This window comes from Allocoleopsis sp., from assembly GCF_036703385.1.
GTDB lineage: Bacteria > Cyanobacteriota > Cyanobacteriia > Cyanobacteriales > Coleofasciculaceae > Allocoleopsis.
In genome coordinates, this window is the sequence record NZ_DATNPA010000525.1 from 1 (window position 1) to 14,865 (window position 14,865).

General features: G+C 46.8%; 19 protein-coding genes. 11 read left to right on the plus strand and 8 right to left on the minus strand.

Translation table 11 applies throughout. From position 1 onward, the window contains the following. Positions 1 to 452: ARMT1-like domain-containing protein (locus tag V6C93_RS25415; RefSeq protein ID WP_333479457.1), on the minus strand; the 452-nt coding region annotated here is incomplete at its 3' end. 358 nt (positions 453 to 810) lie between these two features. Here V6C93_RS25415 and V6C93_RS25420 point away from each other — a divergent pair. Continuing rightward, positions 811 to 1,095, plus strand: a complete 285-nt coding sequence (locus V6C93_RS25420; protein WP_333479458.1) for a helix-turn-helix transcriptional regulator — start codon at positions 811 to 813, stop codon at positions 1,093 to 1,095. Positions 1,096 to 1,179: 84 nt separating this feature from the next. After that, entirely contained in the window at positions 1,180 to 1,644 is a 465-nt protein-coding gene (locus tag V6C93_RS25425; protein WP_333479459.1) for a GNAT family N-acetyltransferase, read from the plus strand. 203 nt (positions 1,645 to 1,847) lie between these two features. Here V6C93_RS25425 and V6C93_RS25430 read toward each other — a convergent pair whose 3' ends face one another. After that, the gene (locus V6C93_RS25430; protein WP_333479460.1) at positions 1,848 to 2,396 is read right to left on the minus strand and encodes a Uma2 family endonuclease; all 549 of its coding nucleotides are present in this window, start codon (positions 2,394 to 2,396) and stop codon (positions 1,848 to 1,850) included. A gap of 260 nt (positions 2,397 to 2,656) precedes the next feature. Here V6C93_RS25430 and V6C93_RS25435 point away from each other — a divergent pair, with 260 nt between their 5' ends. Next, on the plus strand, positions 2,657 to 3,292 hold the full coding sequence (locus V6C93_RS25435) for a hypothetical protein (protein WP_333479461.1): 636 nt from the start codon (positions 2,657 to 2,659) through the stop codon (positions 3,290 to 3,292). Positions 3,293 to 3,422: 130 nt separating this feature from the next. Then, entirely contained in the window at positions 3,423 to 3,596 is a 174-nt protein-coding gene (locus tag V6C93_RS25440) for a hypothetical protein (RefSeq protein ID WP_333479462.1), read from the plus strand. A gap of 16 nt (positions 3,597 to 3,612) precedes the next feature. On the opposite strand, the gene hisB is transcribed toward V6C93_RS25440, so the two are convergent. Both hisB and fabI read right to left on the minus strand, forming a co-directional pair. Next, on the minus strand, positions 3,613 to 4,281 hold the full coding sequence (hisB, locus tag V6C93_RS25445) for an imidazoleglycerol-phosphate dehydratase HisB (RefSeq protein ID WP_333479463.1): 669 nt from the start codon (positions 4,279 to 4,281) through the stop codon (positions 3,613 to 3,615). Positions 4,282 to 4,392: 111 nt separating this feature from the next. After that, positions 4,393 to 5,169 carry an enoyl-ACP reductase FabI gene (gene fabI, locus V6C93_RS25450; protein WP_333479464.1) on the minus strand — a complete coding sequence of 259 codons (777 nt, stop codon included), beginning with the start codon at positions 5,167 to 5,169 and terminating at the stop codon, positions 4,393 to 4,395. 359 nt (positions 5,170 to 5,528) lie between these two features. On the opposite strand from fabI, the gene ntcA reads away from it, so the two are divergent. Next, on the plus strand, positions 5,529 to 6,200 hold the full coding sequence (gene ntcA / locus V6C93_RS25455) for a global nitrogen regulator NtcA (protein WP_333479465.1): 672 nt from the start codon (positions 5,529 to 5,531) through the stop codon (positions 6,198 to 6,200). On the opposite strand, the gene V6C93_RS25460 is transcribed toward ntcA, so the two are convergent. After that, positions 6,180 to 6,350, minus strand: coding sequence for a hypothetical protein (locus V6C93_RS25460; RefSeq protein WP_333479466.1), 171 nt, complete (start codon positions 6,348 to 6,350; stop codon positions 6,180 to 6,182). The genes ntcA and V6C93_RS25460 overlap by 21 nt on opposite strands. Positions 6,351 to 6,441: 91 nt before the next feature. Between V6C93_RS25460 and V6C93_RS25465 the strand changes: the two genes are divergently transcribed. Both V6C93_RS25465 and V6C93_RS25470 read left to right on the plus strand, forming a co-directional pair. Beyond that, complete coding sequence (locus V6C93_RS25465) at positions 6,442 to 8,016, plus strand: DUF3084 domain-containing protein (RefSeq protein ID WP_333479467.1); 1,575 nt, start codon at positions 6,442 to 6,444, stop codon at positions 8,014 to 8,016. A 24-nt stretch (positions 8,017 to 8,040) separates the two neighbouring features. Then, positions 8,041 to 8,460: a pre-16S rRNA-processing nuclease YqgF gene (locus V6C93_RS25470; RefSeq protein ID WP_333479468.1), complete on the plus strand. Its 420-nt coding sequence runs from the start codon at positions 8,041 to 8,043 to the stop codon at positions 8,458 to 8,460. A gap of 189 nt (positions 8,461 to 8,649) precedes the next feature. On the opposite strand, the gene V6C93_RS25475 is transcribed toward V6C93_RS25470, so the two are convergent. After that, positions 8,650 to 8,913 (minus strand): DUF3146 family protein, encoded by a 264-nt coding sequence (locus V6C93_RS25475; RefSeq protein ID WP_349262835.1) that lies wholly within the window; start codon positions 8,911 to 8,913, stop codon positions 8,650 to 8,652. A 421-nt stretch (positions 8,914 to 9,334) separates the two neighbouring features. After that, positions 9,335 to 10,294 (minus strand): hypothetical protein, encoded by a 960-nt coding sequence (locus V6C93_RS25480; RefSeq protein WP_333479470.1) that lies wholly within the window; start codon positions 10,292 to 10,294, stop codon positions 9,335 to 9,337. A gap of 148 nt (positions 10,295 to 10,442) precedes the next feature. On the opposite strand from V6C93_RS25480, the gene V6C93_RS25485 reads away from it, so the two are divergent. From V6C93_RS25485 to V6C93_RS25500, 4 genes are all read left to right on the plus strand, one after another. Next, positions 10,443 to 11,348, plus strand: coding sequence for a glycosyltransferase family 2 protein (locus V6C93_RS25485; protein WP_333479471.1), 906 nt, complete (start codon positions 10,443 to 10,445; stop codon positions 11,346 to 11,348). A gap of 200 nt (positions 11,349 to 11,548) precedes the next feature. Next, complete coding sequence (locus V6C93_RS25490) at positions 11,549 to 12,709, plus strand: glycosyltransferase family 4 protein (protein WP_333479472.1); 1,161 nt, start codon at positions 11,549 to 11,551, stop codon at positions 12,707 to 12,709. Positions 12,710 to 12,755: 46 nt separating this feature from the next. Further along, a complete protein-coding gene (locus tag V6C93_RS25495) occupies positions 12,756 to 13,835 on the plus strand; it encodes an NAD-dependent epimerase/dehydratase family protein (protein ID WP_333479473.1) in 1,080 nt (359 codons plus the stop codon). Between the two features lie 71 nt (positions 13,836 to 13,906). Continuing rightward, the gene (locus V6C93_RS25500; RefSeq protein ID WP_349262836.1) at positions 13,907 to 14,713 is read left to right on the plus strand and encodes a WecB/TagA/CpsF family glycosyltransferase; all 807 of its coding nucleotides are present in this window, start codon (positions 13,907 to 13,909) and stop codon (positions 14,711 to 14,713) included. A 41-nt stretch (positions 14,714 to 14,754) separates the two neighbouring features. Here the strand turns inward: V6C93_RS25500 and V6C93_RS25505 are convergent. Then, positions 14,755 to 14,865 (minus strand): YjbQ family protein (locus tag V6C93_RS25505; RefSeq protein WP_349262837.1); only part of this gene is annotated, 111 nt, incomplete at its 5' end.

Consider the following 14,865-nt stretch of genomic DNA (forward strand, 5'->3'; position numbering starts at 1 on the left):
CTTAGTTCTCGGATGGAAACCATTGTTGTTTCCAAACCTCTGCGTTTTTGCAGGGCAAATGGATCGACACCTTGGTAGCTACCTTCTCGGAAATAATCGGTTGCCTCAAGGATACGACGATAGAAGTATATCTCTGCAAAAAGCCAGGGAATGTCTATCCAGGGTTTTCCGACATAAGGTTCGAGATATCGATTCCACGCCGTCACATCTGACCCTTGGTCATTGAGAAAACGCACAATTCCATTCGGCAATTCCTGAATCAGGCTTTCCAGGTTTTCCACGATTGATGAGGGGAAGTCGTTTTCATCGATCACCCGTTGGACAATAGCTGGCATACGCTGGAGCAGGGTGAAGTAGGCAAAAGAGCCTTCCTCCGACATCATCAGCGGTGGGGGAATCGGTAATCGAGGTTGGCGACATTGAGAACCGAGCAAATTTTCCTGTTCAGTCACGGGTTTACCAGTTTCGACTGTCGAGAAGATTTTACACGTCTATGGGTGAACGTGCTGCTGAGGCTAAGAGCTACTTATCAAGTCTAAGCTCAATCCGCACCGCTCTGCGCTAAGGTGCGATCGCTCCTTTAGGTTTGTCTATTAAGATTACGTTTCAAAAACTGGCGATCGATTCTGTTAATTTAGGACTTACGCACGATTTTCATCAATTTCAGATATTTCAGCTACAGACTATACATTAACCCCTCTTTTTAGGGAGGTTATGCAGAAGTTCTGTTACTCATTCCCTAGTGTTGGCTCGCGTTTTGTCCAGATTTTGCCCAAAGGACTTAGTCACCTCTCATCAAACAGTGCTGCCATGTCACAAGAACGACTCAAACCAGAGGAACCAGCATCGCCCTTGAAAAGGCTACGGATTCAGGCAGGTTTAACTCAGGCTGAACTCGCTCGGCAAATTCCTGACAAAACTGGAACTAAACCCATCTCTCAAAGAGCTGTCAGCGCCTGGGAGAGGGGTGAATATCAGCCGGAACTAACCATTCTCCAAATGAAAGCGCTTTGTAGAGCATTGGCTGTGACTCTCGATGACTTACCGGACGACTGTGGTCCACCAAAGCCTTCATCTCTGGAGGAAAATAACTGAGCAGCTTGCTATATTAAGCTGATGTGCATAAAACATTGCATAATCTTCTCCCGCAGCTTACCAGGTTCCTACCCTGCAAACTGAATGCCGATTAGCCTACCACCAGGATGTATTCTTCGTCGAGCTTTGGCTGGCGATATCTGGGCTATTCGGAAGTTAGTGCTGAGTGCCAAACTTGATCCGACCCAGTTGCGTTGGTCACAGTTTTGGGTGATTGAATGCGAGGGGCGTGTAGTTGCATGTGGACAGTTGCGTAACTTCCCTGAAGCGCAAGAACTGGGGAGTTTAGTCGTCACACCCGCTTGGCGAGGACGGGGGTTAGGCAGCTATTTGACTAAGCATCTCATTCAGGAGGCAACCCAGCCAATCTATCTGGAATGTCTAGGCAGCAGGTTAGCTGAGTTTTATACTCGCTTTGGTTTTGTGCCTATTTCTTGGCAAGAGTTACCCCAATCCCTCAAATGGAAGTTTGGAGTTTCTCAAGTGGCTTCCAAAGTATTGCCGATGATTTCTGTGAAAATCATGCAGTATAGAGAGTCTGGTGCTTGACATCCTCACCGTCCTTCTAGGAAGGACGGGGTTTCAAACCCATTTTTCTGATGAATGGGCAATGCAGTAGAGAGGTTGCGGCTCCAACGCGTCTATTCTTCACCTTCTTCAAAGTTGACTTTTTCCTACATATCGCACAAATGAAGTTGAAACGCGATCGCGCTTAATTCTAAAACCGCTTCTTCAGATTCATTCATATTCTCTTATGCCAAGAGTTCATTGATTGCAATACTGAAACCTTGTAAAACAGCTTGAGTACTCACTACTTCGCCCGCATTAAATAATATCCAGCGTTGTTGACCATTAATCAAAACTAACTGACTTTCAGGAAATAATAGCCAGACTTCTTGACAACCGGATTGTAAATATTCTCTGGCTTTAGCAAATAATTCTTCAGCACTATCATCCGGGGATGCTACTTCTGCAATGAGTGAAAAACTCTGAGGCAGTACGGTAAAGTCGCCAAATTGCGCGACAAGTTCCGGTGTGAGGTAGGAAACATCAGGACGACGACCCCGTGTTCCTGTCCAGCAAGAGGCTTCAGTGTAAACGTCTCCCCCCTGACCACTGTCATCCTTGTAGTTCCCCCAATACCGAGCGAGTCTAGCTTGAACCCGACTGTGCTTAGCTGTCATTCCTTGTTTCTCCACCAGTTGCCCATCCACCCACTCCGTATTATCAGGGGGATGGAGCATATAGTCTTCTAAGGAGAAGGCTTTTGATTGATCTAAGACAGGGGTAGAAGTGACCATTGCTAGTTAATTCTCCATTAATTCTGGAAGGAAAATTCCATAGGGAATTACAGTGGCTTTGGGGCTAAAATCATGATCATAGACCTGGGTAGTTACATGAATTTTACCCCCTCGTCAAACACTCCAATTTTAACCGTAGCATTGGCATTCATTTCTCAAAGAAGAACCAGCGATCGCCCAGCCAAGAGAATGAGAGAGGGCGCTACTATTGTGACAAGGCTTGAGATTAGTCATATTGCCAATGCTTATGCGGATACCCTATGCGTCCTAGAGTTCTTGACCCAAATGGCTCCTATACGTTTAGCAAGTACTTTGACTTGCCCTATGCCCCCCAAGATATTCTGGCGGATTTGGGATGTACCTTAGAGCGCACCGATGTCACCAATCTGCCTTACTCAGAAGCTCCTCTGGAGTGGCTACACGCCCTCTCTGAGAGTCTAAAACGACGCCTAAAACGAGTGAATACAACAACAGAACAAGCGCGACGGGAAGCGCTCATTTTTCCAGTGATTGATCAAATTTGCGATCAACTTAACTATCCCCTCAATATCGAGTATTCTCTCAGCGTCAGCAATTGGCTTAAAGGATCTCTCGATTACTATATTCCCAGCCCCTACAATCTGTTGATTATCGAAGCCAAGCAATCAGATCTGACTAAAGGATTTACCCAATTAGCTGTTGAACTGATTGCACTAGATGAATGGGTTAACCATGCGATGCCCATTCTCTATGGGGCAGTTTCCACAGGTGAGATCTGGAAGTTTGGTATGTTTCACAGAGATACCCACCAAGTGACTGAATATCTCCCCCTGCATCCCATTCCCCAGGAACTAGAATTTGTGACCCGAACATTGATCGGGATTTTGCAAGCTGAACCCGCCAGAGTGTGGAAATGAGGAGCGATCGCCTCAGAATTGGGGGGCTAGGGGGGCGAAAATCGACTTTCGCAAGAGACATTCATGAGCGTACCGCTCAAACTCCAGAATGAAAGGAGACTTTCAAAACAGGTCTTAATGATTAGGAATTTTGTTTCAGTTTCTAGCCCCATTGACACACCATCTCAAAAAAGCGTTCGTACAGGGTTTAAGTCTGGCAATTGTCAAGTCCTGTGATGGTTTAGGATTAGCGTTTGATCTAGCAGATTTGCACATCCCGCAGATGATTGTCACGCGAGAGATCGAGTCGCTCAAGAATTTTTAAAAAACTTCTCCCAACCCTACAGCACACCCTTAGAACTAGGAATCATCCCAGCGCGACGTGGGTCAATTTCTACCGCCATCCGCACTGCCCGTGCAAATGCTTTGAACGTTGCCTCAATGATGTGGTGCGAGTTAATCCCATCAAGTTGGCGAATGTGCAGCGTCATCTGGCTATGATTAACCACCGCCACAAAGAACTCCCGCACCAACTGAGTGTCGTAAGTCCCTACACGCTGAGTCGGAATCTCCAAGCCGTAGCTTAAGTGAGGACGCCCGGAAAAGTCGAGGGTAACCTGAACCAACGCTTCATCTAGGGGGGCAAGGAAATGACCGAAGCGAACAATCCCTTTGCGATCGCCTAGCGCTTTCCCCAATGCCATCGCCAGCGTAATCCCAACATCTTCATTGGTGTGGTGGTCATCTATTTCCACATCCCCCTTTGCCCGCACGTCCAGATCAATCAGTCCATGCGAGGAAATCTGATGCAGCATGTGGTCTAAAAACGGGATACCTGTGGCGGCAGTGCAAGCGCCTGTACCATCCAAATTCAGGCTTACCTGCACATCCGTTTCACCCGTGGTACGGCTGACAGTTGCCGTTCGGGAAGGGAACCGAGTCTCGTGGTTTTGACTATTGAAACCTGTGTGTTCTGTCAGATTTCCCTTAGGGTTATCACTAATCTGCATAAAACCTGAATTCCTATACCTTTAAAGAAGAGTGAGGTCAAAAGTTACCTAGTTAACAAGTCGAAACCTTCAACCTTTAACCTTCAACCTTCAAACCTTCAACCCTATAATCTACATCCCCATTATTTCGTAACCTGCGTCTACATATAAAACCTGACCCGTAATCCCACTAGCTAAATCGCTGCACAAGAAAGCTGCTGCGTTGCCCACTTCCATCTGGGTAACAGTCCGTCGTAGGGGTGCCACTTGCTCCACATGATGAATCATATCGAGGATACCCCCAACTGCTGAGGAGGCTAAGGTGCGAATCGGCCCTGCCGAGATCGCATTGACCCGAATATTGTTCGGCCCCAGTTCAGCCGCTAGGTAACGGACACTCATTTCCAGCCCTGCCTTAGCAATTCCCATCACGTTGTAATTTGGAATCACTTTGACCCCTCCTAGATAGGTGAGAGTAACAATACTGCCCCCTTCCGTCATTAAGGGCTTAGCCGCTGCCGCGAGTTGAGTCAGCGAGTATGTGCTGATTTCCAAGGCTTGGGTAAAGTCAGCCCTTGAAACATTACTAAAGTCTCCCGATAAAGCCTCTTTACCAGCAAAGGCGAGGCAATGAATTAGGATGTCTATTTTGCCCCATTGCTGTGCGATCGCATTGAACGTTTCCCCCACTTGGGCATCGTCGGCGACATTACAGGGCAAAAAGATACTCGGTGCCAGTGGTTCTACCAGTTCTTTGACTTTTTTCTCAAAGCGTCCTTTTTCATCCGGCAGATACGTGACACCCAAATTGGCTCCAGCTTTGTGCAGCTGCTGGGCAATGCCCCACGCGATCGAGCGATTGTTAGCAATGCCAGTTACAAGAGCGTTTTTTCCAGCCAAATTAAGCATAATATTTTATCCTAAAGCTAATCGGATGAACACTTAAATACTTAGTGGTCAAATGTGATTATACAGGGTAAGACGGTGTATTATGGCTCCAATCCAATGCAGTCACAGAGTGTATGGCAGTGTATTTTGACCCCAAAGGTCTGCTCTCGATTTGACCGATTACTGGGTTCACTAAAACTTCCAATCCACCGATCTTCCCTAAATTATGTAGCAAATAGTACAAAAAACTAGCTTGGACTCAGATTAAGTATTCTTGGATACATTCAGAGCTTTCAGCAAGTCGGTTCAGGAGTCTCAAGCTTTACCGGCAATTAAATGACACAAAGTCGCCAGGGCGTTGGCAAGAGAGCATATAAATTATGGTCGTGACGCAAAATAGACCGTTAGCAGCAGTGTTCCGTCAGATGGGCGGTGGAGCATTTCCACCAGTGGTTGAAACGTTCGAGCGGGGGAAAACGATTTTTTTCCCAGGGGACCCAGCAGAAAGGGTTTACTTCTTGCTCAAAGGTGCCGTAAAGCTGTCTAGAGTTTACGAAGCTGGGGAAGAAATTACGGTAGCGCTGTTACGAGAAAACAGTGTTTTCGGCGTTCTGTCGCTGATCACCGGTCACCGCTCTGATCGGTTTTATCACGCCGTTGCCTTTACACCCGTCGAATTACTCTCTGCGCCCATTGATCAAGTGGAGCAATCGCTCAAAGACAACCCAGACCTATCCATGTTGATGTTACGGGGTCTATCTTCACGGATTTTGCAAACAGAAATGATGATCGAGACCCTCGCTCATCGGGACATGGGTTCGCGCTTGGTCAGCTTTTTGTTGATTCTGTGCCGTGACTTTGGAGTCCCCTCGGCGGATGGGATCACAATCGATTTGAAGCTGTCTCATCAAGCGATCGCAGAAGCCATTGGCTCAACCCGTGTCACAGTAACCCGTTTACTGGGAGACTTGCGCTCAGAAAAAATGATCACGATTCATAAGAAAAAAATTACCGTCCACAACCCGGTTGTTTTAAGCCAGCAGTTCACCTAGTTTCCCTATTCGGCTTACCATCATGCCCGTAGGATTGGTGTTGAAGAGGCACGGTGGCTTCCAAATTGCGGTAGGACGTGTAGCACGTCCCTTAGGGTGTTCCCCTAGCGCTGATACGCTACGCTTCGGTTGAAGACGTGGAAAGCTCATCTAAAATTTCCTACCAAGTAGGTCGCAAAAAAAGAACTTGATGTCCTACAGCCATGAGATAGGCTGTATCTGGACAGACTAAGCGTAGGCGATGACCAGCGGCTATATCCTGATTGTGGCAATTTTGGTGTTGGGAGGGGTAATCGCAACCTTAGGCGATCGCATTGGCACAAAAGTGGGCAAGGCGCGGTTAAGCTTATTTAACCTACGTCCCCGCAAAACAGCTACTTTAGTCACAGTAATCACCGGTGGCCTAATTTCTGCGACGACTTTAGGGATTTTGTTGGCGCTGAGTGGGTCATTGCGGGATGGGCTTTGGAGACTCGACGAAATTAAACGAAATCTGCGACTTGCTCAGGGTGATATTCAAAATCTGAATACCCAAAAAGGTCAGGTAGAGCAGGAGTTGGCTAAAGCCAGAAGCCAACAGGCTGAAGCCCAGAAGCGTCTGGATGCCATTAATCAACAGTTTCAGAAAGCTCAAACTCAGTTGAAGAATATCTCTGGACAGGCTACGGTTCTGCGTTCAGAAATTAAGTTACTCTTAGCCGAACGCCAGCAGCTGTTACAGCAACGGAATGAACTCAACGAGCAAATTACTCAACTTCAGACCCAAATTGCTCAATTAAGAGAATCCGTCGTTCAACGGGACGAGGAACTTGCCAAGCGAGGACAAACCATTGAGGAACGCAATCAAGAACTAGCCCGGAAAAATCAAACCATCAAAGAACGCAATCAGGAACTGGCTCAACAAGCCAAAGCCATCGCTGAGAGTGAAGAACGTCTCAAACAACTCGAACGAGAATTCAGAGAGGTTATCGTCCAGCGTGAAGCCCGCTACAAACAACGTGAAGAAAGATTAAAAACAGCGATCGCTCAACGAGAAACTCGTCTCAAAGACCTTGAACAAGAACTCACCCAACGAGAAAATCAACTAGCCGAACGAGACAAACAACTCAGCGAACGAGAGAAACAACTGGCTTTTTTACGACAGGAAGTAGAAACCCTAGAGCAGTACTATCAGAACTATCAAGCCCTACGCCAGGGTAATGTGGCTTTGGTTCGTGGTCAAGTGCTGGCATTTGGTGTTGTGCGCATTGTTGACCCAAAGGCAGCTCCACAAGCCGTTGAGCAACTATTACGAGAGGCCAATCGCAAAGCCGTTGAAATCACTCGACAGACTAGAAGAGATTCCGATGAACCCTTAGTCAAAATTGCTAAATCACAGATTGAGCCGTTAATTAATCAGATTAAAGACGGTAAAGACTATGTGGTGCGAATTCTCTCAGTCGGTAACTATGTAGAGGGTGAAAAGGACATACAAGTTTTTGCAGATGCCGTCCCCAATCAAGTCGTCTTCCAGGCAGGCGAACTCTTGGCTACCATTTCTGCCGATGCTTCAACCATGACCAACGAAGAAATCCGACAGCGACTCGACCAGTTACTCGCAGCGGCTCAGTTCCGTGCGCGTCGTGCAGGGATACTCGGTAGTATTCAGGTTGGGGATGGTCGTATTATTACCGTTATTAATTTCATTGAACAGCTAGAAAAGTATGGTCACTCCGTCGATATCCAAGCGATCGCCCAAGAAACGACCCCCACCGCTGGCCCCTTGAAAATGCAGCTGGTAGCGATGCAAAATGGACAGGTTATTTTTAAAACATGAGCTGTTAGGTATGGAAGGAATCCTTTGATTTTAGGTTTTGATCCAGGACGCGATAAGTGTGGTTTAGCTGTAATGGGAGAATCGCGGCAGCTCCTGTACCATCAGGTTGTGCTGTCCTCCGAAGCGATCGCAACGATTCAACAATTGTGTCAGCAATTTCCCATTGAAATCATTGTGATGGGCGATCAGACTACGGCAAAAAGTTGGAGACAGAAACTTGAACGTGATTTATCACTGTCCCTGCCAATTGTTTTAGTTGATGAGCGTTATAGCACTTTAGAAGCACGCGATCGCTATTGGCAAATGTATCCCCCCCAAGGGTTCCAACGCCTCATCCCTCAAGGACTGCGAGAACCACCCCGCCCAATAGATGACATCGTCGCCATCCTATTAATCGAGCGCTACATGAAGGGAGTAGGGAGTAGGGAATGGGGAGTAGGGTAGGTAACAGTAAGGGGATTTTTACCCCACCTGATGTGTGAGCCACTCGCCTTGTGGGGGCAAGTATCCCAAAGGTAGTGGAATTGAAGTAGAAACATTTGGGAATAGCTCGTTCTCTCATCTACTCCCTACTCCCTATTCCCCATTCCCTTTTTGGTCAAACATGTGTATTCCTCAGTCTCCAGCATCTAATCACAACTCTGCTCGAATGGTAAAGGCATAATCTCCTCCTGGCTCTAACTGGTAATCACATCGCTCTAAAAACCGACCCAGTGGCTCTTGAATCAGTGCACGCCCCAGAGAGGGTTTGACAGACAACTGTCCCTTTCGGAAAAACCACTGAAACTGCCACTTATATTCTGCCGCTTGAACTTCTCCTTCCATCTTGCCCTGTTGCCAGGAGTGCTGAGTAATCCTGACATAGGCAGTCGTTTCCGGCAGATTCATGGAACTCACAATAGATACGATTATTCACAGCTTTAAAAACTTAGGTTAGCAGATTCATTGAGCGCTACTCCCTTGCCACACGGCAGATTTTGACCCAGTAGGGAACATTATTGTCCCCCGACAGTAACCTTGTGGTATGAGGAGAGTCGTTAAAGGAGAGTAAGGTAGGTAACAGTAAGGGGATTTTTACCCCACCTGAGGTGTGAGCCACTCGCCTTGTGGGGGCAAGTATCCCAAAGGTAGTGGAATTGAAGTAGAAACATTTGGGAATAGCTCGTTCTCTCATCTACTCCCTATTCCCAATTCCTTTTTTGGTCAAAATGAAGTTCTGCTGCCAAGACAGGGAACAGAGAAGGGAGGTGAATCCAACCAACGCTCCATTCCTGATTGTCAATTGCCAACAACCTATGTTTTTTCCTATAGCTAAGTGTTATTTCTTAGGCCGTAATTTTTGACTGCTTTTAGACAATTTGCGAATTATTTTGTTCTTGTAAACATTCAGCAGACTAAAAGAATCTTCAAATTTCAGCCACAAATCAGCTGTGGTTCCCGTATATCCACGCTCCTTGTGGAGAAACTGCCGCCGCGCAAAACTCATCGGTTCTGGGTAGGCTTGAGACGTGGACAGCCTTGGCTTGGGGCCACACCAGTGAATTACGATCGCCTCTTCATTCTCAACGACTGGACCCGTCTCCTCCACAGGAAATCGCTTTTGCAGTTCCTCCCGCTCAAAATCGGGAACAATCAGTTGCATCGGAACTTGCCCTAAGCGAATTCTCCCAGCATCAGCCGCACGGAAGAGCATGAAGTTCAAGAAACCCATCTCACCATACTTAAAGATTCCCGGATGCTGTTCCGTGAAATCTAAAATTTCAATATACTCTTCCAAACTAAAGATACCTCGCGTTCCAAAGAAGGTACCTGTACAGAAATAATCATTACGATGAGCTTGCCAGTTAAAATCAGGAAAATATTGCTCAATCGCTGAAATTTCAAAGAAGAATTCACAAACCATCTCGTTAGAATAACCATAACGAGGTTTGTCAATAATGGCATCATAATCCTTGAAATTGGCATATTTCAGAATATTGCCCCACACATTCGTATCTGCATCTAACACTAAAAAATGCTTCCAAGGACTCTCCCAGAATGCAATCATCTTAGTTTTTCCCCAACCAAAGCTCCTTTTTTGTAGCAGCTCACGGCTCACATTCTGGTGATTGAGGATACGAACGCCATATGCCTTTTCCAGGGAGCTAGTAGAAAAAGTCCCATCAACAATCAGACAAATTGGAACATCGCCCAAAAAATGTCTAATACTGGCACAACAGCCCTTGGCAAATAAGTAATCTTGGTAACAACAAGCAACAATGATACCAAAATCTTCCATAATGGCTTATCTCACTTTCTGGTTTGTGATGCACTAGGGGTATATCGGGAGTTGCGGTAGAATTCTATCGATACAATTCATCAATTAAACTTACTGTATCTGATGACTACTGTAACTCGTTACCACGAGCAGCAACCCCTTTGAACTGATGAACTGCGATCGCATAGCAGCCCTGCTAACCTGCTATAACCGTAAGCTACTTACACTGGCTTGTCTTAAGGCTCTATTTAACCAAGAACTCAAGCGCGAGGTGACCATTGATGTCTATTTAGTCGATGATGGCAGCACGGATGGTACAGCAGAAGCGGTTACCCAGTCATATCCCCAGGTAAAGATTCTCAAAGGAGACGGAAGCCTATTTTGGAATGGAGGAACGCGCCTCGCCTTTGGGGAAGCCATCAAGCACGACTACGACTACTACCTCTGGCTCAACAATGACACGTTGCTTCAACCGAGCGCCTTGAGCAACCTTCTGGAAACGTCCCAGCGTTTGCGGAATCAAGGTGAGCCTCGGGCAATTGTTGCTGGGTCTACTTGCGATCCCCATACAAAAGCCCTAACCTATGGTGGGGTAATGCGCCGGAGTCGTTGGCGACCGCTTAAATTTGATCTGTTGGAGCCGGGTGAGGCCGCTAAGCGGTGCGACACGATCAATGGTAACTGTGTCCTGCTCCCCAGGGAAGTTGTTCAAGTTGTCGGTAACTTAGAGCCAGCTTTCACCCACTATGCCGGAGACTGGGACTACGGTTTACGTGCTCAGCGACAAGGTTGTACAGTCTGGGTTGCACCCGGATATGTGGGTACCTGTTCCCAGAACTACCAGCCTGGTAGCGAAGCGGATTCATCGGTAGCAATCGGTGAGGGACTCAAAAAGATTAGTCAACCCAAGGGTTTACCCGTAAAAGAACAAGTCCTTCACCCTTTTTGGGAGTGGAGAATTTTTGCCCAGAGGCATGGGGGACTGTTCTGGCCGATTTACTGGTTGATTCCCTATCGCCGATTATTAGGGATTTCACTGCTTGGTGGCAGGAGACAACACCGGATGAATCAGTAAAAATACGGATGAATCAGTAAAAATACTAGTAGAAAAATAATGGTAGGCTCGTACTGTCGATAGCCCCCTTGCTGTTGGCAGAAAGCTGACAATCCCATGCGCTCGATTCAGTTAGCTTGTTGGTACAACACTTATGATTCATCCTCGTAGTTTGAGACAGTAGATAAATGGTTGGGTGTGTATAACTCAGGGTCAACCAGATGGACGAGAGTAAAGATATCCGCATTGCTTGGCTAGTGCCTTCCGTAGAACTGGGAGCCTACTGGCAGCCCGTGTTGAGAGAGTTCACCAAGGTATTTAAAAATACAATTTTTTATACGGGTCTGGTTTGGCCAGGATTCGATCCTGAAGTTCCCGGCGCACATGTGATTAAAATCGTCGGGGAGATGAAATCGTTAGAAGTGACCCAGACGACCGGATACAGCCGTCGTTTGATGCTCCTCTCTCCTGGTATAATTGGACACCTAATCCAATTCAAGCCTCAGGTAATCTTAGCCCAAGCTTATTCGTTATGGACTCTCTTGGCGCTGCTGTTAAAACCTTGGGGGAAGTGGAAATTTATCATCATTTACGACGGCAGCTCCCCAAACTCAGACTTTCGAGATTCAAAAATTCGTTCGCTCTTTCGAGGAGTGATGTCTCGCTATGCCGATGCTTTCGTGGCGAATAGTCACGGGGCTAAAGAGTATCTGATTGAGGGGGTTGGTGTGAAGCCAGAAAGGGTTTTTACTAAGACCTATTTAGTGCCGGATGTGGCAACATTAGAGCAAAGTAAGGAAAAGGCTGAGAGCGTTGAGGAAAGGCTCAAGCGCCCAATCTTCCTATACGTTGGACGAATTACACATAGAAAAGGACTTCAGTCGCTCTTAGAAGCCTGCTCTATTCTTCGATCTCAGGGATACCAGGATTATTCCCTCCTGATTGTTGGCACGGGTGAGCAACGGGAGGAACTAGAAGTGTTTATTCAAAACCAAAATTTAGAAGCTCAGGTAACTTGGGTAGGCTGGGTAGAATATGGGCTTTTAGGTAAATACTTCCAACAGGCGGATGTTTTTGTATTTCCGACCTTGGAAGATATATGGGGAATGGTGGCTCTTGAAGCGATGGTGTTTGGTAAACCCGTTTTGTGTTCTAAATGGGCAGGAGCCTCCGAAATGGTGATTGAGGGCGAGAATGGTTATATTTTTGATCCGTTTGAGCCCGAGGAATTAGCGATCGCAATGCGCCGTTTTCTGAATTCTCCAGAACTCATTGACTCAATGGGCAAACAAGCTCAACAACTCATCAGCTCTAAAAACCCGTCTTCAGCCGCTCAATCGTTTGTCGATGTTATTTCTTTAGTCTTGGGAAACGAGTCATAATACCTCCATTGCTTAGCTTGTTCCATCCGTATTGTGGGAGTAAAACGTGGGTGTCGCTATCATCACTGGCTCAGCAGGGTTAATCGGCTCTGAAGCTACAACGTTTTTTGCCGAACAAGGCTTGGACGTGGTAGGAATTGACAATGATATGCGTCGCGTATTTTTTGGTGAGGACGCCTCAACAACATGGAATCGCCAACGCCTGGAACAAACTCTCGGCTCACAGTATCGCCACCTACAGGCAGATATTCGAGATAATGAAGCTATCACCCAAATTTTCAAGCAATATGGTTCCCATATTGCCCTGATTATTCATACCGCTGCTCAGCCCTCCCACGATTGGGCCGCACGCGACCCGATGACGGATTTTTCGGTCAATGCCAACGGGACGCTCAATTTGTTGGAGGCAACTCGTCAATACTGTCCAGAAGCTCCTTTTATCTTCACCTCCACTAATAAAGTATACGGAGATACACCCAATCACTTGCCTCTCGTAGAGCTAGAAACCCGTTGGGAAATCGAGCCCAATCATACTTACGCATCGGGTATTCGGGAGGATATGTCAATCGATCAAACCCTCCATAGTTTATTTGGTGCCTCAAAAGTCGCGGCGGATATTTTGGTTCAAGAATATGGGCGCTATTTTGGACTACGCACAGCCTGCTTTCGAGGTGGATGTCTCACCGGCCCCAATCACTCCGGTACCCAATTACACGGCTTTTTGGCTTATTTGATGAAATGTGCGGTTACGGGCACGCCCTACACCGTTTATGGCTATAAAGGGAAACAAGTTCGCGATAACATCCATAGCGCTGACCTAATTCAAGCCTTCTATGAGTTTTTTAAAGCGCCACGAGTCGCAGAGGTATATAACACAGGAGGTGGTCGTTATAGCAATTGCTCGATGTTAGAAGCGATTGAAATATGTCAAACCATAGTTGCGCGGGAACTCAAGTGGACTTACTCAGAGCAAAACCGCATTGGTGACCATATCTGGTGGGTCAGCGATAATAGCAAATTTTCTCAACATTATCCAAACTGGAAGTTACAGTACAACGTCTCGCAGATTTTGCAGGAAATCTACGAATTCAACTACGAGCGATGGAAACAAGGGGCGCTATCATGACCAATGCAAGTAACTCGAATTTGATTGATTCCGAAGAAGATAGGAACTTTATCGCGGTAGATACGCCAAGAATTATTGATGAGGGAAAACGAAACGTCCTTGGGGTTCGGGTAGACGCTGTGAATTATGAGGCCGCTGTCAACAAAATCATTGCTGCTGCTCGTCAGGGGAAAAAACTATCGGTTTCAGCCCTAGCGGTTCACGGAGTGATGACGGGAGTTCTGGATGAAACCCATCGCTATCGCCTCAATCGTTTGGATTTGGTCTGTCCGGATGGACAACCTGTACGTTGGGCGCTCAACTTGCTGTATCAACAGAAACTTCCTGATCGCGTCTGTGGCCCGGTTTTGATGTTACAGATTTGTGAACGTGCGGCTCAAGAAGGGTTACCGATTTACTTATATGGCAGCCGTCCTGAAACGCTGGAAGCTCTCTCCAAAAATCTTCGCGATCGCTTCCCCAAATTAATCATCGCTGGTTCTCAGCCCTCTCGCTTCCGGCAAGTCTCGGTTGAAGAGAAACAGCAGATTGTTGAAGAGATTCGTAAAAGTGGTGCCGCACTGGTGTTTGCCGGTTTGGGGTGCCCCAGACAAGAGGTATGGGTTTACGAATATTCCCAGGATTTATCCATGCCTGTGATGGCGGTTGGTGCAGCTTTCGATTTCCATGCAGGTAGAATCTCTCAAGCTCCAGCTTTCATGCAGCGCTGGGGTTTGGAATGGTTTTATCGGCTGATGCAAGAACCTACACGTTTGTGGCGGCGGTATGTCTTCTTAAATCCTCTATATATATCGCTTTTTATTTTGCAGTTCTTGAAAATCGTTTACTTCGATCCGACCAACGCTACCCCTCCAAAGGAAGACATGCGGTACGGATAGGGGTGGAGAGACTGCGGGACCTGCTTTGACCCGCAATGGTATTAGGTACCCGTGATGTGAATAACGACTTCACGGTTATGATTTTGTCGTCGATGTTCCCATATATAAATTCCCTGCCAGGTGCCCAAGAGTAATCTTCCTCGAGTAATGGG